Source organism: Streptomyces rectiverticillatus (assembly GCF_013394065.1).
Lineage (GTDB): Bacteria > Actinomycetota > Actinomycetes > Streptomycetales > Streptomycetaceae > Streptomyces > Streptomyces rectiverticillatus.
The window spans coordinates 6,032,362-6,052,870 of the sequence record NZ_CP040752.1 but is presented as its reverse complement, the minus strand read 5'-3'; the positions used below and the strand labels follow the sequence as shown (position 1 = coordinate 6,052,870).

The window sequence follows — 20,509 nt, the reverse complement described above, 5'->3', positions numbered from 1 at the left end:
GGTCCGGTCTCAACCCTGGTGGTCCGTCAGCATGTCCGCCGTGATCGCCCAGCGTTCGTGGTCGCGCCACGCCCCGCCGATGAAGAGGAACTCCGGGGAGAACCCCTCCAGCCGGAAGCCGTGCCGCTTGACCAGCGCGAGGGACGCCGTGTTGCCCGGCTGGATGTTCGCCTCCAGGCGGTGCAGGCCCAGCGGGCCGAAGGCATGGCGCAGGACGAGCCCGAGACCCTCGCTCATGAGGCCGCGCCCGGCGGACGGCACGAACGCGCCGTAGCCGAGCGCGCCGCACTGGAAGGCTCCGCGCACGATGTTGTTGATGTTGACGAAGCCGGCCGGGCGGCCGGAGTCGCGCAGGCACACGAGGAAGCCCGCCCGCTGCTCCCCGTCGAGGCGGGCGGCGTACCGCGCGAAGCCCTCCTCGGTGGTGGGCATGGACAGCCACGGGTGGTGCAGGTCCGCGCTGTCCCGGACCAGGCGGGTGAACTCCGGGCCGTCCTCCGGCGTGACGGCCCGGATCGCGACCCGCGTCCCCTCGGTGAGAGGGCGGGCGTCGGCGCTCCGGTGGTCGGACACCGCTTCATCGTACGGTCCGGCCGCCGCCCGGGGGAGGAGCCGCGATCACACCACGACCGGGCGGAGGTCCGGGCCGACGACGTGCGACGGGGGCGGCGGACCGGCCTCGTCGTGGAAGAAGTGGGCCCCGTACCAGACCACGAGGTCCTGCCCGTCCACGGATTCGCCGTTGACGAAGTCGCCGAGGCGGGCGCGCGTGTCGGCGGGCTGCCCGTCGTCGATCTCCGTTGCGCGGTAGCGCAGTACCCACAGGTCGGCCACGCCGTAGGCGTCCGCCGTGCCGTCGTTCGCGCCCGGCACGAGGGCGTAGCCGCGCCCGGTCGCCGGGGCGACGACGCGCCATCGCCGGTGGCCGGCGGGGTTGCGGGTGCGCTGGGTCTCCAGGCGGACGGGCGTCCAGCCGGTGGCGTCGTTGAACTCGTCCACCCGGTTGGCGGTCGAGCCTCCGACGTCCAGGTCCAGCCGCCAGTACACGTGGTGCGTGTGGGCCAGGCAGGTGCACGGGTTGGTGACGGCGGCGAAGCCGAAGCGCGGCAGGATCGCCCCGTCGTCGGCGAGCCGCCACTCGGTGACGTAGCGGTACCAGCCGGCGGCGAGTTCGCTGACGATGCGGAGCGCGGAGCCGTCGTGGAAGAACGCGACGCCGCGGAAGTTGCCCTGGTCGCTGTGGGTGTCGAGGATCGTGCGCGGCGCCGAGGTGCACAGGCGGTAGCCCGGGCCGACCGGGTCGGAGCCCGTCGCATTGAAGCAGACCTCCTCGTTCGCCCAGTCGCGGAAGGGGCCGCACCGGTCGCCTGTGTAGCGCACGTTGAGGATCGGCGCGTGGGCCTGGTAGAGGACGCGCTCGCCCTTGTAGTCGACGAAGCGCAGCTCCGCGCCGGAGCCGTTGACGCCGGAGGAGGTCCTGGGCCGGTTGACCACCAGGTTCCACAGCTCGGTGGTCCCGCGGCTCACCCTGACGCGGACGGCCCGCGGACCGCCGGACGGGTCGGGGCAGTTGTCGGCGGGCGGGATGGTCACGCAGTCCAGGGCGGAGGGGGCGGAGACGCCCTCGGGGGCGGGGATCACCGTGCCGTCCTTCGTGCGGACGCCGACGATGCGGTGCTTGACGTCGCTCCCGGGGGTGCGCAGGCCGACGGTGACGACGCGGTCCACGGTGCCGTCGGCGTGGGTGATGTCGGCGAGCGGCGGCATGGGCCGGTACGCGAGAGCGCCGTCGGCCGCCAGCTGCGGCCCGAACTCGGCGTGGGCGCGCACCGCTTCGACCGCCCGGCCGAACTCCTCGCGGTCGGGCAGCGGCCGGAAGCGCACCGAGCGCGCGGTCGCCCCGGCCAGGTCGCCGAGCCGGCCGGTGACCTCGACCGAGCGGTAGGCGTCCGGGTCGTGGACGACGGCGCGGAACGGCGCGTCGGCGCCGGGGTCCTTCTCCAGGAGCCGGAAGTCGGCGACGGCCGGCCGGGATCCGGAGAGGCGGTCGCGGACGGCGGGAAGGGCGACGAGGTCGCCGGCGAGGGACGAGGCCGTCGCCGTGCCCTCCTGGTACGGTTCGATGCTGATCGTGATGGGGTCGGGCACGGGAGCCCCCTCTGCCTGATGCCGTCCGGTGCGCGTACCGGCTGTTAGCGCGTGCTGCACGACCGCGTACTGAGTGACCGCGTGCTGAGTGACTCAGCGTGCCCGCGAACCGGACAAGCAGGGCATCCACCACACGAGGGGCGCAGGGGGTACTTCCGGGGCGCGCCGGTGCACGGGCCCCGCAGGAGAAACAGGCCTACGGCGGCGAGCAGTTGACCCATGTGCACCGGGTGCCCCACCCTTCCCGGGCGTCAGCCATTCCACGGAAGAGGCTTCACTTCCGCGCGCCCCCGCGGTACCCACCATCGCTCCCTGCACTCGATCACTCCTTCCTCCGTAGCTTGTGGATCCGGAGCTTCCGCATCCCCGGGAAGCCGCCCACAGCTTCACGACACAGGAGGTCGGCATGAAGCGCACCATCATCCTCGCCATGGCGGCGGTCGCGGCCCTCACCGGCGGTCTGGTCACCACCGCCTCGGCGGAGGACGCCGCCGACGACAAGCCCGTCGTCGCCGCGGACAAGGCCCAGGAGTTCGCCGAGGACGGTCCGGAGGTCGGCGGCTTCGACCAGGTGGAGGGCCTGACCGTGAACGTGCCCCCGCAGGGCAACGGCCGCGCCTTCGTGGCCTGCCCGGACGGCCGGGTGCCCAGCGGCGGCGGAGGGAAGACCAGCGGCTTCCGCATCCTCTTCACCGACTCCTTCCAGGAGGGCAACGGCTGGGTGATCCGCGGTACGAACATCAACCCCGCGGGCGGGGCCACCGAAACGATCAGAGCGGTCGCGATCTGCACCGCACCGCGCTGATCCCCGGGACCGGCCCCCCTGCGCCGGTCCCCCCTGTGATGAGCCCGGCGGCCCCCCGCCGGGCTCATCCGCGTTCCCCGGGCACCGGCGTCAGCTTCACCGTCTTGTCCTCGCTGCCGCTCGCCAGCCAGCCGCCGTCCGGGCCGAACGCCACGCAGAAGACGGTGTGATGGTGCTGCACGCGCAGGGCCCGGGTGCCGTCCGCAACGGCCCACACGCCCGCCGTACGGTCCGCCGAGGCCGTGGCGAGCCAGTGGCCGCCGGGGCTGAACGCCACGTCCTTCACGGCGTCCCCGTGCCGCACGAGCAGGAGCTGATGGCCGCTGCCGGCGTCCCACACGCGGACGCAGCCGTCGTCACCGGCCGTCGCCAGCCGGCCGCCGTCGGGGCTGAACGCGACGGCCTTGACCGCGTGGTCGTGGCGCAGCCGCAGCAGAGCGTCGCCGCCGAGCGACCACAGCCGTACGGAGCGGTCGGCCGAGGCCGAGGCCAGGCGCGCGCCGTCCGGGCTGAAGGCGACGTCCGTCACGACCTGGTCGTGGGTGATGCGCAGCATGAGGTCGCCGCTGGTGGAGTCCCACAGCCGGACGGTGCGGTCGGCGGAGGCGGAGGCGACGCGGAAGCCGTCGGGGCTGAAGGCCACGCCGAAGACGACGTGGTCGTGGCGCAGGCGCAGCAGCTCCTCGCCGTTGGAGGAGGCCCAGATGCGGACGGTGTTGTCGGCGCCCCCGGTGGCCAGGCGGCGGCCGCCGGGGCTGAACGCCGCGGCGAAGACGGACGAGAGCCGGCCGCCCACCGGCTGCTCCCAGATCCGGTTGCCGGTCAGGGCGTCCCAGACCCTGACCCGGTTGCGGGATCCGGTGGCCAGCCGTCTGCCGTCGGGGTGGAAGGCGAGGGCGTGCACCCACTGGCGGGTGTCCAGGACGCGCGAGGTGATCACCGCGCCGGGCGCCGCGGGCGGGCCGCCGGGCGGTGCCGGTGCGCCGCCGGAGGCCGGGGGCGCGGGCGGCTTCGGCGGTACGGGGCCCGGGCCGGGCAGCGGTACGGCCGGTCCGGCCTCCGCCCGGGCGGTGGGCATGTCGAAGAGGCGGGCGTCCCCGCCGCGCAGGTAGAGCACCGGGGTCGCCCACTCCAGGCTGTCGTCCTTGTCGACGACGAGGGCGATCCGGCCGACCCGTACGGCCTCGTCGACGGTGCGGCCCTGGGCCAGCGCCTGGTAGAAGGAGGCCGCGAAGCGGGTGGCCGCCTTGTCGGTGACGGCGAACTGCATGGCGACGACGGCCGGTACGGTGCGCACGAGCACGGCGGCCGTGCTGGAGAAGAGGTCCTCGGCGTTGCCCATGCCGCTCTGGCAGCTGTTGAGGATCACCAGCTGGGGCCGGGGCCGGGCCACGCTGAGGAGCGAGGCGAGGGCGGAGGCGTGCAGGTGGTGCTCGCGCCCGTCCGCGTCGGCCAGGGTGATCATGCCCTCGTGGCGCTGCGGGTCGTACGCGCCGTGCCCGATGAAGTGCAGGACGTGGCAGCCCCGGAGCAGCCTGCGGGAGAGGTCGTCCGCGGTCTGGCCGGGCACCCAGTCGAGGTCGGCCAGCCCGCGCTCCGTCAGCGGGCCCAGCGCGACGGACAGGGCGGCCCGCTCGCTCTCCGCGCCCAGGGGCGCGCGGGAGCGCGGCAGCGAGGTCATGCCGAGGATCTTCAGGGGCGGTTCGGAGCGCAGCGGGGCGAGGGGCTCGGGCAGGTCGACGTAGCGGACGAGGGGCCGGTGCAGGCACAGGTACTCGCCGGAGTCCTCGTCGTAGAGCAGCTCCCAGGGCAGGGCGGCGAGTTCGGGGGCGCGGATGCGCAGGACCACGCGCAGTGCTTCGTCGCGCTCGCCGGCGTGCTGGCGGCTGGCGAGGTACAGCCCGCGCAGGTGTCCGCCGAACACGGCACGGAAGAGCCGTTCCCCGACCTCCCGCACGGGCCGCTCCAGGCCGAGCGCCGCCGCGCGCGGTGTCACGGAGGAGGCGAGGACGGCCCGCTGGAGGTCGGCGAGGCGGGCGCCGATGGCGTCGGTGTCCAGGGCGACGGAGAGGCTCCCCTCGCCGGCCGGTGAGGAGACGGCCACCGTGTACCGCCCGCCCGGACCGCCGCTGACCTCCAGCACGAAATCGGCGGCTCCGCGCATCACGGCTCCGGCAATTCGCGGGAAGAATTCACCATTCTCGTTTCCCGCTTTCTCACGCGGCCGTGCCCGCGCCCGTGCCGTGCAACGGTCCGGCCGTCATCCACCAGGCGCACAGCCGCCCGTAGGAGGCGAGGGGGGCGTGGGCCTCCGCGACGATGTTCAGGTCCTCACTGGACCAGGTGAGATAGGCGTCGCCGTCGGAACTCTCGTAACAGGCGAGGTCGCCCACCGTCTTTCCGCCGACTTTGTACCTCTGCCGCCCGTCGAGCGGAACCGAGGGGCCGCACGCGTCGTGCGTGATCGTGGCGTCGCCCAGCAGCCTGTCGTAGGCGCCGCTCATGCTGATGCCGTCCACGAACCGGGTGTAGATCACGGGAAATCCGCCGGGCGGCGTGCAGGCGACCACGGCGACGACGGACGGCGGGAACCTGGACGCGTCGCCGTCGGAGCAGCTGGGACGGATGGCGTCGGGCACGCGCTCGAGCAGGGCCGCCGTCGCGGTACGGGTGGAGCCCGGGGCCGGCGCCGTGGGCGGTACGGCCGACGGCGGCGTGGACGGCGGGGCGGGCGACGGGCCGGCGGACGGTGGCGTGGAAGGCGGCGTGGACGGCGGGGCGGACGGCGGCGTGGTGGCCGGCACCACGGTCCCGTGCAGGCCGCCGCGGGAATTCCCGTTCGCCATCAGGACAATGCTCGTCACCACGAGTCCGGCCCCGAGGAGGGCTGCGGTGGACCGGATCACAGGACTGATCCGGGGAAAGGAGATTTCCCTGACGGAAAATCCGCTGCCGAGCAGGGAGATGAGGACCATGAGGCCCCCGAAGACACATAAGATGATCGAAGCAGAGGTCGGCATGGTTCCCCCCGACGCGTCATGACCCTCCGCGGAACGCTCAGGCTATAGGTAATTCAGATGAATACCCTCGGGCCGTGCGCCGCTTATTCAGCCGGTCACCACTGCACGCCCCCTAAATGCGCCCCGCGCCCCGTTCAGCGCGGGGCGTCCGTCGCCGCGCCCGTGACCGCCCTCGTGACCGCGACCGCGACGGCCGCCGCGTACCCCGGCGCCGCGGGGACGTCCTCCAGCGCCCACCCGGCGGGCGAGGCCGGGACGGGCCCCGTGCCGACGTACGTCACCGACGGGTTCTCCGACAGGCCCGTGCCGGTGCCCTTCAGGTAGGCCTCCTTGCGCGTCCAGCAGCGCGCGAAGGCCTCCGGGAGCCGCGGCGCGGGCAGCGCGGTCAGCTCCGCGGTCTCGGCCGGGTGCAGGACGCCCGCCAGCTCCCGGGCCGTCCCGGCGGGCTGCACCTCCTCCACGTCCGCGCCGACGGGCGTGTCCGCGAAGGCGAAGAGCGCGAGGTCGCCCGCGTGCGAGAGGTTGAAGTGCAGGGCGGCGCCGACCGCGGCCGGGCGGCCGTGCGGACCGCCGCAGCCGGGGCAGGGCTCGCGCACGAGCGCGACCGCGGCCGGGTCGGTGCCCAGGTAGGCGCCGAGGAGCAGCCGCAGCCCGGTGTGCGAGGCGACGTAGCGCTCGCGGTGCAGGTCGCGCACGAACGCCGCGGCGCGCGCCCGTTCCCCGGCGTCGAGGATGCGCTCCGGGTCCTGCGCGGGGCCGGGCAGGGGCCTGTCGGTCCGCAGGAGCCACACGTGCGGCGGGCCGGGCGTCCACACCCCCGGAAGGGGGTCCTCGCCGAGGACCCGGGGCGCGGTGCCCGGCCCGTCACTCACGCGCATCAGCTCTCCCCCAGGTGGCGGGTCACCGCCTCGGCGACCTCCGCGGCCGGCCCCGGCCGCGTCATGTGCGCGTGCGGGCAGGCGATATCGCGGTTGATCACCCTACCCGTGACGTAGGGCCGCCACGCCTCCCGCGTCACGGATCCCGCGGCCGTACGCGTGCCTGCGGCCGTACCCGTACCCGTGGCCGTACCCGTGGCCGTGAAGAACAGGACGTCGCCGTCGAAGACGCGGTGCGGGTGCCGCCCGGCGAGGGCCGTCGTGCCGAGCGCGACGTCCACCACCGCCTGCAGGGTGCGCGGGGTCAGCGCGGCGAAGGCGCCGCCGTCGGCGCGCAGGGCGGCGAGGACGCCGTCCCGGGTGAGCGGAGCGCCGTCGCCGTGCGCGCGGCCCGCCATGTCCAGCAGGGCGCCCAGGACGGCCTGTTCCTCGAACGCGGCGGCCGCGGGGTAGGCGTCGAGCATGGCGAGCAGCTCGACCTTCTCCCCGGCCTCCTGCAGCCGTACGGCGACGGCGTGCGCGAGGACGCCGCCCGCCGACCAGCCCAGCAGCCGGTAGGGGCCCTGGGGCCGGATGTCCCGGATGCGCTGCGCGTGGTCCGCGGCCATCTCCTCCAGCGTCGCGGGCAGCGGCTCACCGGGCGTCAGCCCGCGGGCCTGGAGGGCGTGGAGGGGCTGGTCGGGGCCGAGGCCGGCGAGCAGCGACGCGTAGCACCAGCCGAGGCCCGCCGCCGGGGGCAGGGCGAACAGCGGCGTACGGCTGCCGGTGGCGCGCAGCGGCAGTACGGGCTGCGGTGCGGCGCCGTCCATGCCGCCCGTGCCGTCCGTGTCTCCGGCGCCGTCCATGCCGCCGCCCAGCCTGCGGGCGAGCGCGGCCGGGGTCGGCTCCCGGAAGAGGGTGCCCATGGCGAATCCTCCGTCGCCGGTGTCGCCCATGACGCCGACGCCTTCGCCGAAGACGTCCCGGACGCGGGCGACGAGCCGGGCCGCGAGCAGCGACGTGCCGCCGAGGGCGAAGAAGCTGTCGTCGACGCCGACGTGGGGCAGCCCGAGGACCTCCGCGAACAGCCGCGTCAGGGTCTCCTCGCGGGGCCCGGCGGGGGCCCGCCCCCCGGCATCGGCCTGCGGGCCGGGCGCGGGGAGCGCCGCGCGGTCCAGCTTGCCGTTGGGGCCCGTGGGGAAGGCGTCCAGGACCACGACGGCGCTCGGCACCATGGCCTCGGGCAGCTGCGCGGCCAGCGACTCGCGCAGGGCGTCCGGGGCGGGCCGCGAAAGGGGGCCGGCCTCGGCGGCGGCATCCGCCGAGACCGGAGTCACGTAGGCGACCAGGCGGCGGTCGCCGGGCCGGTCCTCGCGGACGACGGCGCAGGCCGCCTGTACGCGAGGGTCGGCCAGCAGGACGGCTTCGACACCGTCGGGTTCGATGCGGCGCCCGTGCAGCTTGACCTGGCGGTCGGTGCGGCCGAGGTACTCGGCCTCGCCGTCCTGGCGCCAGCGGGCGAGGTCGCCCGTGCGGTACATGCGTGCGCCGGGCCCCGCGAAGGGGTCGTCCACGAACCGTTCGGCCGTCAGGTCCGGCCGTCCCAGGTAGCCGGTGGCGAGCTGGGCACCCGCCAGGTAGAGCTCGCCGGGGACGCCGGGCGGGCAGGGCTGCAGGGCCGGGTCGAGGATGTAGAGGCGGGTGTTCCAGGCGGGCCGTCCGATGGGGACGGGCCCGCTCGCGCCCGGCCGGCAGGTGTGGTGGGTGACGTCGACGGCCGCCTCGGTCGGGCCGTAGAGGTTGTGCAGGGCGGTGCCGGGGAGCAGTCGGTGGAAGTCCTCGGCCGTGGCGCGCGGCAGGACCTCGCCGCTGCTGAAGACGTGGCGCAGGCCGGTGCAGGCGGCCGCGCCGGGTGCGGCGAGGAAGAGCTGCAGCACCGAGGGCACGAAGTGGGTGACGGTGACGCCCTGTCCGGCGATGGTGCGGGCGAGTTCCGCGGGGTCGCGGTGGGCGCCGGGCCCGGCCAGGACGAGGGTGGCGCCCTCGCGCAGCGGCCAGAAGAGCTCCCACACCGAGACGTCGAAGCCGGCGGGGGTCTTGTGCAGGACGCGGTCGCCGGGGGCGAGCGGGTACTGCGCCTGCATCCAGCGCAGCCGGTTGTCGATGGCCGAGTGCGGGACGACGACGCCCTTGGGGGCTCCGGTGGTGCCGGAGGTGTGCAGGACGTACGCGGGGTGCTGCGGGGTCAGAGCCCGGCCGGGGTCGGTGGGCAGGTGCGCGGCCAGCGCCTCGCCGAGCGCGGGGTCGTCGAGGGCGACGACGGGCGCGGCGCCGGCGGGCAGAGCGGCGGCGCCGGCGCGGTCGGTCAGGACGCATACCGGTGCGGCGGTGTCCAGCATCTCGCGCAGGCGCACGGCCGGGTCCGCGGTGTCGAGCGGCACGTACGCGCCGCCGGCCTTGAGGACGGCGAGCAGGGCCACGACGAGCTCGGTGGAGCGCGGCAGGGCGACGGCGGCGCGGGTGCCCGGAGCGACGCCCAGCGTGCGCAGGTGGCGGGCGAGCCGGTTGGCGCGGGCGTTGAGCGTGGCGTAGGTGAGGGTCCGGTCGCCGTCGACGAGCGCGGTGGCGTGCGGGGTGCGGGCGGCGCGGGCCTCCACGGGGCCGATGAGGGTCGTGGGCGGCACCTCGGTCGCGGTGTCGTTGAACTCGGTGAGGACCTGCTCGCGCTCGGCGTCGGTGGCCAGCGGGAGGCCGCCGAGCGGCAGGTGCGGGTCGCGCTCGGCGAGGCGGGTCAGCAGGTCGAGGAAGCGGCCTTGGTGCGCGGCGAGTTCGTCCTGGCCGTAGCGGGCGGGGTTGGCGTCGTAGTCGATGCGCAGGCCGCTGCCGTCGGCGCGGTCGTAGATGCCGACGGTGAGGTCGTCGACGGGGCCGGGGGCGAGGTTGTGCGCGTCGGAGCGGGCGCCGGCGAAGGTGAGCCCGTAGTCGAACGGCATGACGTTGACGAGCGGGCCGGTGAGCGGCCGGCCCTCGCCGAGGAGGCCGAGGTCGCGGCGGATGTCCTCGTAGCGGTAGCGCTGGTGGCGGCGGGCGGCCCGGATGCCGAGGACGGCCTGGTGGACGAGTTCGGCGAAGGTCGTGCCGGGGGTGACGGTCATGCGCAGCGGCAGCACGTTCATGACCATGCCGGGCACGCGCAGGGCGACGGAGCCCATGCGGCCCATCATGGGCAGGCCGAGGACGACGTCCTCGCTGCGGGTGGCGCGGGCGACGTAGAGGGCCTGGGCGGCGAAGAGGACGTCGGTCCAGGTGGCCCGCACGGAGGCGGCCAGCCGGCGCAGCCTGGCGGTCGCCTCGGGGGCGAGGTGCGCGGTGGCGCGCAGGTGGCTGCGGGAGGGCAGGGCGGGGCGTGCCGCGGGGCCGGCGGAGGCGAGGCTCGGCGCCTCGGGGCGGTCGGCGAAGGCCGTCAGCCAGTGGGCGCGGTCGCGGGTGCGCGTGGCGGACTCGCGGTAGGCGGCGTCCTCGGCGACGAGGTCGGCGAGCCGGCCGAAGGGGCTCGGGGCGGGGTCCTCGCCGGTGGCCAGGGCCGTGTAGAGCTCGGCGACGCGGCGGGCGACGAGGGAGTAGCCGTAGCCGTCGAGGACGGCGTGGTGGACGCGCTGGTACCACAGCCAGCGCGCGTCGCCGACGCGGAAGAGGCCGTGGGAGAAGAGCGGGCCGCGGGCCAGGTCGAAGGGCTCGGCGAGGTCGGCGCGCATCCGGGCGAGGGCGCTCGCGTCCGGGTCGCGCTCGTCGCGCAGGTCGGCGGTGTGCAGCGGGAAGCCGTGGCCGGGGGCCTCGACCGCGATGGGCAGCTGGCGCGGGCCGCCGGGGGCGTCGGTGATGCGCACGCGCAGGGCGTCGGCCTCGCCGACGGTGCGGTGCAGGGCCTCGGCGAAGCGCGCGGGGTCGATGTCGCCGTGGATCTCGAGATATTCGGCGGTGCCGAGGGCGGGGCTGCCCGGGTCGAGGGCCTGGGCGAACCACATGCCCGACTGGGCGGCGGTGAGGGGGAGCCCCTCCGGCGCGGGGGACCGTCCCGCGCCGGAGGGGCCGGTCAGGGGGAGTGCCCCCGCCCGGTCGAGGGTGCGGGCGTTCACGTCCCCGCCCCCAGCAGCGGTGCCCACTGCTCTATGGCCGGCTGCTCGGCGAGGGCCACGAAGGTGACCTCGGTGCCGTGGTCGCGGCGCCAGCGCTCGACGAGAGTCATGATGCGGACGGAGTCGAGCCCGTAGTCGACGAGGTTCTCGTCGTCGGGGATGTCGGCGGGGTCCTCGCCGAGCACGTCGGCGACGTCGGCCCGGATCTGTTCGAGGGTGAGTGCCATGGGTGCTTACGCCCCTTCGAAGAGCCGGTCGGTGGTGGTCACTACGGCGCACTTGGCGCCCGCCCAGCGCAGCGCCATGGCGTGGTCCTCGGCCGAGAAGTCGGCGACGGCGTCGGCGACGAGGAAGGGCCGGATGTCGCGCATCCAGGCGTCGCAGGCGCTCATCATGACGCCGATGTGCGCGTACACGCCGACGATGATCAGCTGGTCGCGGCCCTGGGCGGCCATCCGCTCCGCCAGGTCGGTCCGCACGAAGGCGCTGTACTTCCACTTGGTCAGGACCGTGTCGGCGGCCGCCGGCGCGACGGCGTCGGCGATGGCCTTGGCGCGCTCGTCGTCCGGCAGGCCCGGGCCCCAGAAGTCCTGCTGCAGGCCGCGCTCGGCGGGGCTCTGGCCGCCGGGCTGGGCGGAGTAGACGACCGGGACGCCGAGGCGGTCGCAGTCCTTCTTCACCGCGGCGACGTTGGCGAGCAGCTCGGTGACGGGCGACGCCCCGGCCTCGAACGCGTCGAGGAAGTAGTTCTGCAGGTCGTGCACGAGCAGCACCGCGCGGCTCGGGTCGACGGTCCAGCCGACCTTGTTCGCGGGCAGGTCGGCCTCCCGCGGCATGGGATACGGGGCGATGGCAGGCAGTGCCATGGTGGTCGGTGAGCCTTTCTCGGTTCTCGGCGTTTTCAGCGCGTCGCTGCTGCTGCGGCGACCTGTGCGGCGATGGCCGCGCGGAGGTCCTTCTTCGACACCTTGCCGATGCCCGTCTGCGGGAACTCCGTCACGAACTCCACCCGGTCGGGGACCTTGAAGGCGGCGAGGCCGCGCTCGCGGACGAACTTCTTGACGGCGATCGACTTGAGGGGCCCGGCCCCTTCGCGCAGGACGACGTAGGCGCAGGTGCGCTCGCCCAGGTAGGCGTCGGGCATGGAGACGACGGCGACGTCGTGTACGGCCGGGTGGGCGAGGATGTGGTTCTCGATCTCCTCGGCGGCCACCTTCTCGCCGCCGCGGTTGATCTGGTCCTTGGCCCGTCCCTCGACCACGATGTGGCCCGTCTCCGTCATCCGGACGACGTCGCCGGTGCGGTAGAAGCCGTCGGCGGTGAAGGCCGTGGCGTTGTGCTCGGGGGCCCGCCAGTAGCCGCGGATGGTGTACGGGCCGCGGGTGAGCAGGTGGCCGGTCTCCCCCGCGGGCAGCTCGTTGTCCTCGTCGTCGACGATGCGGATCTCGTCGTCCGGCGAGATGGGGCGTCCCTGGGTGGTGACGATCGTGGTCTCGGGGTCGTCCAGGCGGGTGTAGTTCACCAGGCCCTCCGCCATGCCGAAGACCTGCTGGAGGGTGCAGCCGAGGGCCGGGCGCACGCGGCGGGCCGCCTCCTCGCTGAACTTCGCGCCGCCCACCAGCAGGACCTGAAGGCTGCTCAGGTCGTGCGGGGTCTCGGCCGCGGCCTCGGTCCACACCAGGGCGAGCGGGGGCACCAGGCCGGTGATCGTGACGCCCTCGGCGGCGATCAGCGGGAAGGCCACGTCGGGGCTGGGGCGGGGGGCGAGGACGACGCGGGCGCCGGCGTAGAGCGCGCCGAGGGTGCCCGGGGAGCTCAGGGGGAAGTTGTGGGCGGCGGGCAGGGCGCAGAGGTAGACGCTGTTCTCGTCCACGCCGCAGATCTCGTTGGAGCCCCACAGCGAGTAGATGTAGTCGTCGTGGGTGCGCGGGATGAGCTTGGGCACGCCCGTGGAGCCGCCGGAGAGCTGGAGGAAGGCCAGCTCGTGCGGGGCCGGGGCGCCCGGGGCGGCCACCGGCTCGGTGGGGACGTCGGCCAGCGCCGTGTGCTCCCCCGGCTCACCGGCGACGAAGACGTGCTTGAGGCCGGGGACCTCGGCGCGGACCTTCGTGGCCAGCTCGCGGTAGTCGTAGCCCTCGCTGACGTCGGCGATGACGTAGGCGGCGGCCTCGGTGAAGGCGCAGAAGTGGCGGATCTCGGTCTCGCGGTGGGCGGGCAGCGCGAAGACGGGGAGGGCGCCGATGCGGAAGAGCGCGAAGACGACCTCGAAGAACTCGGCGACGTTCGGCAGCTGGACGACGACGCGGTCGCCCTTGCCGATGCCGTGGGCGAGGAGACCGGCGGCCAGCCGGTCGGCGCGCAGGTCGAGCTCGCCGTACGTCCAGCGCCGCGTTTCCTCCCCGCGCAGCGTCCCGGAGGGGTCCACGATCGCGATCCGGTCCGGGTGGGCCTGCGCGCGGTCGCGCAGCATCTGCCCGAACGTTTCTCCACGCCAGTAACCCGCCGCGCGGTAGCGCTCGGCGAACTCGGCCGGATAGCCCGGAGCGTCGGTCGTCTCGGTCACTGGTCAACCCCCACAGCCTGCAGGAACGTCTGGAACTTGGCGCCGGTCTCGGCCGTCTCGGCCTCCGGCGAGGACTGCGCGACGACACCCGCGCCCGCGTACAGCCGCAGGGAGCGCTCCTCCGCCTCGGCGCAGCGGATGGTGACGACCCATTCGCCGTCGCCGTTCGCGTCGCCCCAGCCGACCATGCCCGTGAAGAAGCCGCGGTCGAAGGGCTCCAGCTCGCCGATGACGTCGCGCGCGGTGGTGGTCGGGGTGCCGCAGACGGCGGGCGTGGGGTGCAGCGCGGAGGCCAGCTCCAGCGCGGACACCGCGGGGTCGGCCGGCTCGCCGGTGACGGTCGTCGACAGGTGCCACATGGCGGCGGTGCGCACCAGCGTGGGGCGCTCGGGCACGTGCAGGCTGCGGCAGTACGGGGCGAGGGCCTCGCGGACGGCGTCGACGACGACGGCGTGCTCGTGCAGGTCCTTCTCCGACTGCAGGAGGGCGGCGGCGCGGCGGACGTCCTCGGCGAGGTCGGCGCTGCGCGGCGTGGAGCCGGCCAGCGGGTTGGCGACGAGGGTGCCGCCGCGCCGGGAGACCAGCAGCTCGGGGCTGGCGCCGAGCAGGGTGCGGCCGGGGCCGGTGGGCAGGGCGAAGGTGTAGCCGGCCGGGTCGCGGCGGGCCAGGCGCTGCAGCAGGGCGGGCAGGTCGAGGTCGCGGTCGGAGGCGAGCTCCAGGGTGCGGGCGAGGACGACCTTGGCGAAGTCGCCGCGCTGCATGCGGGCGACGGCCTCGGCGACCGCGGCGCCGTAGCCCGCGGGCTCGGGCACGGGCCGCACATCCCAGCGGGCGGCGCCGGGCGCGGCCGCGGGCAGGGCGATCAGCGGGTCCTCGGCCAGCGGCGGCGCCCAGCGGACGGCCTCGGGCACGGCCAGCGCGGCGGGCGCGCCCTGGTCGAAGGGGACGGCGCCGACGACGACCGGCGCCTCGTCGCCGGCCAGCACCCGGGCGGCGAGCGTCTCGGCGACGCGCTGCGCCACGGGGGCGGTGCCGTGCGGCACCTCGGCGCGCACGCCGTGGGCGAGGAGGGTACGGGTGGGCGAGGCGAAGAACCGGGCGCGGCCGGGTTCGTAGGCGTCGAGGAGCGAGGTCGCGGCGCCGACGGTGTCGGCGGGCCCGCCGGCGCGGCGCCCGGGGGCGGCCGGTGCCCCGGTGCGGGGGGCGTCCGTGCGGACGCCGGGCCCGCTCGGCCGGTCGGCGACGTGGTGAGCCGTGGTCACCTGTTGCTCCTTTTCCTTCCGGTGGGTCTCACCGGGTGTGCTGTGGGGTCCTGCTGCCGGCCGGACCGGGTGGGCCGGGCGGCGGCATGTGGCCGGTGCCCGGTGGGGTGGCCCGGGCGGGCCGACCGTGGGGGACCGGGCCGGGGCCCGGTCGTGGGCGGCGGTGTGCGGGCGGCTGTGCGCCCGGCGGTCGTTCGCGAGTGCGGACGGCGGTCCGCTCCCCGCGCCCGACGCGCTGTCAGGCGCGCAGCGTCGCGCCGCCGTCGACGTACAGGTCGTGCATCGTGATGTGCCGCGCGCGGTCGGAGACGAGGAAGGCGACGGCGTCGGCGATGTCGGCGGGCTCGGCGATCCGGCCGAGGGGGATGCCGACGCGGTACGACTCGGGGTCGCCGTCGATGACGCGCTGGGGCGCCTGCTCGTCGGCCCACAGCCCGCGCTGCATGGCGGTGTCGGTGGAGCCGGGCGAGACGACGTTGCAGCGGACGCCGCTGCGGGCGAGCTCGAGCCCGAGGCACTTGGTGAACATGGTGGCGGCGGCCTTGGAGGCGGCGTACGCGGCCATGCTGGTGCGCGGCACGCCGGCGGCGTTGGAGCCGACGGTGACGATGCAGCCGGAACGGCGCTGCGTCATGCGGCGGGCCACGGCGCGCGAGGTGTTGAAGACGCCGGTGGAGTTCACGGCGAAGGTGCGGTGCCAGGTGTCGTCGGTGATGTCGACGACGGGCGAGGTGCGCAGCACGCCGGCGACGTTGACGAGGATGGCGAGGGGGCCGAGGGTGTCCTCGACCTCTTCGACGACGGCCTCGACGGCGGCGCTGTCGGCGACGTCGGCGGTGTGGGCGGTGACCCTCCTGTCGCCGTCCCGGCCGAATTCGGCCTCCAGGTCCTTGATGCCGTCCGGGGTCCAGTCGAGGGCCGCGACGCGCGCTCCCCGGGCGACGAGGGCGCGGGTCACGGCCTCGCCTATGCCCTGGCCGGCGCCGGTGACCAGCGCGATGCGGCCGGAGAGTTCTGACTGCTGCACTTGCGGTTCCCCCGATTCCCAATCCGAACTAAGGTAAGCCTTACCTTACATGACCCGCCCGGCCGGATCGAACGGCCGCACGGAGGGGGCGCCTTGCCTCATCCGTGCGCGGGGGGCGCACGAGCAAGGCTTAGGTTAGGCTAACCTCACGCTCTTGCCTATAGGGGGGTGGCCCCCGGCTGCCCGGCGGCCACCCCCCGGCGGGGCGCAGGTTCCGGCCCGTCAGGTCACGAGCTCCAAGGCCGCCATGCCCGGCGCGGTGACCCCGAAGGTCTGCGCGTACAGGGACAGTTCCGCCTCCAGCGCACGCACGACCGTGGCAGCCCGGCGGAAGCCGTGGCCCTCGCCCTCGAAGGCGATGTAGGTGTGCGGCACCCCGCGGCCGGCCATCGCCGCCAGCAGCCGCTCGCTCTGCACGGGCGGGCAGACGGGGTCGGCCAGCCCCTGCAGCAGCAGGAAGGGCGCGGAGATCCGGCTCGCCCGGTGCAGCGGCGAGCGCTCCCGGTAGCGCTCGGGCACCTCCTGACGGGGGCCGATCAGCGACTCCAGGTAGCGCGACTCGAAGTCGTGCGTGCCGCCCTCCGCCGTCCAGGCCTCCGGGTCCAGCACCGGGTAGAGGATGGTGCCGCAGGCGTAGAGCGAGGTGGCGGCGAGCGAGGCCGCAGCCGTCCAGCCGCCCGCGCTGCCGCCGCGGATCGCGATCCGGGCCGGGTCGGCGATGCCCTCGCGGGCCAGCGCCGCGGCCACCGCCGCGCAGTCCTCGACGTCCACCACGCCCCACTGCCCGCGCAGCCGCTCGCGGTACGCGCGCCCGTAGCCGGTCGAGCCGCCGTAGTTCACCTCGGCGACGCCGATGCCGCGGGAGGTGAAGAAGGCGGTCGCCAGGTCGAGCACGAGGGGCGAGCGGGCGGTGGGGCCGCCGTGCGCCCACACCACGTACGGCGGCAGCTCCCCGTCCGGGGCGGCGTGGCCGGGGTTGCGCGGCGGGTGGAGGTGGGCGTGCACCTCGCGCCCGTCCGGCCCGCCGAAGGTGCGCGTCAGCGGCTCGGGGTAGTAGGCGGGGTCCACGCGGTCGGTGTGCCGGGCGCCGACGGCCCGGGCCCGGCCCGTGCAGGCGTCGAGCTCGACGACCTCGTACGCGCTGTGCGGGCTCGCGGCCACCCCCACGGCGCGGGTGCCGCTCACCGCGAGGGTCGGCGCCCACTCCGTCCACGGCCCAGCGACGTCCGCGATCTCCCCGCTGCGGGGGTCGAGGACGCCGAGGACGGCGGCGCCGCGGCCGTGGAGCGCGGCGACGAGCCCTCCCGGCAGCGGCGCGAACCAGCGCATCCCCACGCGCCACAGCGGCCCCGCGAACTCCTCCTCGCGGCGGCACAGCGCCGTGCTCTCCCCCGTCGCCGGGTCGACGCGGTACAGATTCCACCAGCCGGTGCGGTCGCTCGCCGCGAGCAGCGAGCCGTCCTCGGCCCACTCCACCTGGGCCACGGACTCCGCGGGCCCGCCCATGACGGTACGGGCCTCCGGCAGCCGGCCGTCCGCGCTGACCTGAGCGGTCTTCAGCTCGGTGCCCTCCCAGGGCATCCGGGGGTGGTCCCAGGCGATCCAGGCCGCCTGCCGACCGTCCGGGGAGAGCCGCGGCCCGGTGACGAAGCGGTTCCGGCCGTCGGTCAGCTCCCGGACGGCCCCGCGGTCTCCTGCCGCGGAGCCGTCCAGCGGGACGGCCGCGAGCAGCCGGCGCACGTCGCACGGCCCCTCGCCGGTGAACTCCTCCAGCACGCACCACACCTCGCCGCGGCCGGGCGGCAGCACCGGATCGGCCCAGCGCAGCCCGCCGCCCACCGGCGACAGCGGGGTCAGGGGCCGCGGGACGGCACCGGGGACGTCGGGCTCGAAGGCGTAGAGCCGCTGGTCCGCGAAGTGGGTGAAGACCACCAGCGGGCCGCCGGAGGCGCGGGCCACCGCCGCCCACGGCAGGCCGCCGTACTCCAGAACCCGGTTGCGCACGTTCCAGGGGGCGGGCAGCACCGTCCCCTCGGCCCCGCCGGCCCGCCGCCGCACGAGGGTGAAGCGGCCCTCCTCCGCCGGGCGTGGTGCGGCCCACCACAGCTCGTCGCCGACCGTGCCCACGAAGTCGGGTCCGCCGCCGGCCGACGCGGCGAGCTCCGCGCCGACCGGGGACTGCCAGGCTCCGTAGGGCGCCGTGGACACCATGATCTGTTACGCCTCCTCGAAACGGCCCGTCAGGCCGTGCTCATCACGCTGTTTCCGTCAAGCCGTGTTCAGCAAGCTGCGTTCATCAGGCTGTGCGCATCAGGCTGCGTTCATCAAGCTGCGTTCATCAAGAAGTGGTCGAGCACCCGCACGCCGAAGTGCAGCGCGTCGCAGGGCACCCGCTCGTCGGCGCCGTGGAACAGCGCCTGGTAGTCGAAGCCCGGGGGCAGCTTCAGCGGGGCGAACCCGTAGCAGTCGATGCCCAGGCGCGAGAACTGGCCGGCGTCGGTGCCGCCGGACATGCAGAACGGCACCACGTGCCCGCCGGGGTCGAAGCGCTCGAGCGCCTCCCGCATCAGCGCGAACAGCGGGGCGGCGAGCGGGGCCTGCAGCGCCGTGCCCCTTTGGTAGTACTCCCACTCCACGTGCGGCCCGGTGAGCCGGTCCAGCGTGGTGCGGAACTCCTCCTCGCCGCCCGGCACGACGCGCCCGTCCACGTGCCCGACGGCGGCCCCCGGGATCACGTTGACCTTGTACCCCGCGTCCAGCATCGTCGGATTGGAGCTGTTGCGGACCGTCGGGGCCAGGAGCCGGGACGCGGAGCCCAGCTCCTCCAGCAGCGCGTCGGCGTCGAAGCCCGGCGCGCCGGGGTCGGCCTCGATGCCGTGCGCGGCGGCGATCTCCACGAGGGCGGCGCGCACGGTCGGGGACAGCCGCACCGGCCAGCGGTGCCTGCCGATCCGGGCCAGCGCCTCGGCCAGCCGGGTGACGGCGTTGGCCTGATTGGGTTTCGCGCCGTGCCCCGCTCTGCCGCGCGCCGTGAGCTTGAGCCAGGCCGTGCCCCGCTCCCCCGCCGCCACCGGGTAGAGCCGCAGCCCGCCGTCCGCGTGGAAGGTGTAGGCGCCCGACTCGCCGATCGCGTACCGGCAGCCCTCGAACAGGCCCGGGTGCTCCTCGGCCAGGAAGGCGGCGCCCGTCCAGGCGCGGTCCTCCTCGTCGGCGGTGAAGGCGAGCACGATGTCGCACGGGGGCCGGGCGCCGGTGCGCGCCCAGGCCCGTACGACCGACAGGACCATGGCGTCCGTGTTCTTCATGTCGACGGCGCCACGGCCCCACACCACGCCGTCGCGGACCTCGCCGGAGAAGGGGTGGACGCTCCACTCGGCGGGGTCGGCGGGGACCACGTCGAGGTGGCCGTGGACGAGCAGCGCGGGGGCGCCCGGATCGGTGCCCGGGACGCGGGCGACCACGTTCGTCCGGCCGGGCTCCTTCTCCAGCAGCACCGGCTCGATGCCGGCCTCGCTCAGCGCCGCGGCCACGTACTCGGCGGCGGGCCGCTCCCGGCAGTCGCCCGCGCCGCGGTTGGTCGTGTCGATGCGGATCAGGTCGGAGGTGAAGCGCACCACCTCGTCGAGGGCGCGCTCGTCCACCCGGACGGCCGCCCCCTCCGCCCCCTCCGCCGCATCCGCCCCTGCGGTCCCTGTGGTCCCTGCCGTCTGTTCCCTCTGTTCCGTCTGTTCCGTCTGTTGCGTCGTGATCTCAGCCATACTGCTCCTCCACCGCGGCCGACACGACGGTCGTGACCGCCTTGAAGCAGCGGATGCCGTCGTACATGGTCGCCGTGGTGTACGAGACCCGGCGCTCGCCGCTGGGCACGACGCCCGGGATCACCGTCGCCGCCCCGGCCAGGTGGTCGGCGTCGAACTCGATGTCGACGGTGAACGGGCCGCCGCCGGTGACGGGCTCGTACCGCACGGCGAGGGCCGTCGCCTCCCGGGCCGCGGCGCGGATGTCCGCGGCCGTGCGCGCGGGGGTGCGGCAGACGGCCGCATAGCGGGAGACGCAGTCCTTGACGGCCACCGAACGGGCCAGCGGGGCATATCCCTTGGCGTCCGCACAGGTCAGGTCGTCGCCCGTCACCAACACCACGGGAACACCGTATTCCGCGACGACGAGGGAGTTGAGCAACCCCTCGCTCGCCCGCGCGCCGTCCACCCAGACGCCGGTGATGGTGTTGGAGAGGTAGGTATGGGCGAGGACGCCCGGGGTGCCGGCCCCCGTGTGATAGCCCACGAAGGCGATGCCGTCGACATCGCCGTGCTGCACGCCTTCGACCATGCTCAGGCTCTTGTGCCTGCCGGTGAGCATCTGGGCCCGGTCGTCCAGCTTCTCCAGCAGCAGATTGCGCATCCCCCAGTGCGCTTCGTTGATGAGGACCTCGTCGGCACCGCCGTCGAAAAAGCCTGCGACGGCCGCATTCACGTCCGAGGTGAACAGATGGCGGCACCGTTCCCACTGCGAGGCGCCGGGCAGCACGTCGGCCGGCCAGGTGACACCGGTGGCGCCCTCCATGTCCGCGGAGATCAGGATCTTCACCATGCCTCAGTCCTACCGCAGGTGGCAGGCGGCCGCACGGGTCCTGGCACAGTCGCCGCAACGGGCCCGCAGCGGGACTCGGCCGTCCGGCGGACGGCTGCGGG

The 20,509-nt window shown here is 75.1% G+C and carries 15 protein-coding genes; 1 reads left to right on the top strand and 14 read right to left on the bottom strand.

The features are described 5' to 3' along the window. Positions 1 to 9: 9 nt before the first annotated feature. Together FGW37_RS26340 and FGW37_RS26335 are read right to left on the bottom strand one after the other, a co-directional pair. Complete coding sequence (locus FGW37_RS26340; RefSeq protein ID WP_179083313.1) at positions 10 to 573, bottom strand: GNAT family N-acetyltransferase; 564 nt, start codon at positions 571 to 573, stop codon at positions 10 to 12. Between the two features lie 45 nt (positions 574 to 618). Continuing rightward, complete coding sequence (locus FGW37_RS26335; RefSeq protein WP_179083312.1) at positions 619 to 2,148, bottom strand: hypothetical protein; 1,530 nt, start codon at positions 2,146 to 2,148, stop codon at positions 619 to 621. A 406-nt stretch (positions 2,149 to 2,554) separates the two neighbouring features. Here FGW37_RS26335 and FGW37_RS26330 point away from each other — a divergent pair, with 406 nt between their 5' ends. After that, positions 2,555 to 2,953: a hypothetical protein gene (locus FGW37_RS26330; RefSeq protein ID WP_179083311.1), complete on the top strand. Its 399-nt coding sequence runs from the start codon at positions 2,555 to 2,557 to the stop codon at positions 2,951 to 2,953. Between the two features lie 64 nt (positions 2,954 to 3,017). On the opposite strand, the gene FGW37_RS26325 is transcribed toward FGW37_RS26330, so the two are convergent. The 12 genes from FGW37_RS26325 to FGW37_RS26270 form a co-directional block, all read right to left on the bottom strand. Further along, positions 3,018 to 5,117 carry a CHAT domain-containing WD40 repeat protein gene (locus FGW37_RS26325; protein ID WP_179083310.1) on the bottom strand — a complete coding sequence of 700 codons (2,100 nt, stop codon included), beginning with the start codon at positions 5,115 to 5,117 and terminating at the stop codon, positions 3,018 to 3,020. A 52-nt stretch (positions 5,118 to 5,169) separates the two neighbouring features. Then, on the bottom strand, positions 5,170 to 5,799 hold the full coding sequence (locus FGW37_RS26320) for a hypothetical protein (RefSeq protein ID WP_179083309.1): 630 nt from the start codon (positions 5,797 to 5,799) through the stop codon (positions 5,170 to 5,172). A 308-nt stretch (positions 5,800 to 6,107) separates the two neighbouring features. Next, entirely contained in the window at positions 6,108 to 6,851 is a 744-nt protein-coding gene (locus tag FGW37_RS26315) for a 4'-phosphopantetheinyl transferase family protein (RefSeq protein ID WP_179083308.1), read from the bottom strand. Beyond that, positions 6,851 to 10,966, bottom strand: coding sequence for an amino acid adenylation domain-containing protein (locus FGW37_RS26310; RefSeq protein WP_425506595.1), 4,116 nt, complete (start codon positions 10,964 to 10,966; stop codon positions 6,851 to 6,853). Before FGW37_RS26310 ends, FGW37_RS26315 begins: the two co-directional genes overlap by 1 nt. Further along, positions 10,963 to 11,193 carry a phosphopantetheine-binding protein gene (locus FGW37_RS26305; RefSeq protein ID WP_058042512.1) on the bottom strand — a complete coding sequence of 77 codons (231 nt, stop codon included), beginning with the start codon at positions 11,191 to 11,193 and terminating at the stop codon, positions 10,963 to 10,965. The genes FGW37_RS26310 and FGW37_RS26305 overlap by 4 nt, the downstream gene beginning before the upstream one ends. Before the next feature lie 6 nt (positions 11,194 to 11,199). Beyond that, entirely contained in the window at positions 11,200 to 11,832 is a 633-nt protein-coding gene (locus tag FGW37_RS26300) for an isochorismatase family protein (RefSeq protein WP_179083307.1), read from the bottom strand. Between the two features lie 35 nt (positions 11,833 to 11,867). After that, positions 11,868 to 13,529: a (2,3-dihydroxybenzoyl)adenylate synthase gene (locus tag FGW37_RS26295; protein ID WP_179083306.1), complete on the bottom strand. Its 1,662-nt coding sequence runs from the start codon at positions 13,527 to 13,529 to the stop codon at positions 11,868 to 11,870. Further along, positions 13,526 to 14,791, bottom strand: coding sequence for an isochorismate synthase DhbC (dhbC, locus tag FGW37_RS26290; RefSeq protein ID WP_179083305.1), 1,266 nt, complete (start codon positions 14,789 to 14,791; stop codon positions 13,526 to 13,528). The genes FGW37_RS26295 and dhbC overlap by 4 nt, the downstream gene beginning before the upstream one ends. A 238-nt stretch (positions 14,792 to 15,029) precedes the next feature. Next, the gene (locus FGW37_RS26285; RefSeq protein WP_179083304.1) at positions 15,030 to 15,818 is read right to left on the bottom strand and encodes a 2,3-dihydro-2,3-dihydroxybenzoate dehydrogenase; all 789 of its coding nucleotides are present in this window, start codon (positions 15,816 to 15,818) and stop codon (positions 15,030 to 15,032) included. A 222-nt stretch (positions 15,819 to 16,040) separates the two neighbouring features. Beyond that, the gene (locus FGW37_RS26280; protein ID WP_179083303.1) at positions 16,041 to 18,029 is read right to left on the bottom strand and encodes a S9 family peptidase; all 1,989 of its coding nucleotides are present in this window, start codon (positions 18,027 to 18,029) and stop codon (positions 16,041 to 16,043) included. Positions 18,030 to 18,142: 113 nt separating this feature from the next. Further along, the gene (locus tag FGW37_RS26275; RefSeq protein ID WP_179083302.1) at positions 18,143 to 19,576 is read right to left on the bottom strand and encodes a M20/M25/M40 family metallo-hydrolase; all 1,434 of its coding nucleotides are present in this window, start codon (positions 19,574 to 19,576) and stop codon (positions 18,143 to 18,145) included. Beyond that, entirely contained in the window at positions 19,569 to 20,405 is an 837-nt protein-coding gene (locus FGW37_RS26270; RefSeq protein WP_179084924.1) for a M55 family metallopeptidase, read from the bottom strand. The genes FGW37_RS26275 and FGW37_RS26270 overlap by 8 nt, the downstream gene beginning before the upstream one ends. Between the last annotated feature and the right edge of the window lie 104 nt (positions 20,406 to 20,509).